Annotated in this window: 1 protein-coding gene; it reads right to left on the reverse strand. The window is 71.6% G+C overall.

Features of this window, described 5'->3' with window-relative positions:
- Positions 1-211 (reverse strand): hypothetical protein (locus RRF55_RS29280; protein ID WP_439419495.1); only part of this gene is annotated, 211 nt, incomplete at both ends.

Raw genomic sequence — 211 nt, forward strand, 5'->3', positions numbered from 1 at the left:
CGGCCTTCGGCGCGCAGGTCTTCGAGCAGGCCGCTCCAGAATTTCTGGTGGCGCTCGCGGCGCTTGATCTGGCGTTCGCGCACCTTGTCGGGCAACTGGCCCAGCAGGCGGCCGTGGGCCAGGGCGAAGTCCCCATGCTTGATCAGGCCCGCCATCTGGCCCAGCACGGCTGCGCGGAAACGCTGCTCGGCCGTGGCGTCGGCGCCCAGCG

The sequence above is a fragment of the Klebsiella sp. K47 genome (assembly GCF_051858335.1).
In the GTDB taxonomy this organism is placed as follows: Bacteria; Pseudomonadota; Gammaproteobacteria; order Enterobacterales; family Enterobacteriaceae; genus Klebsiella; species Klebsiella pneumoniae.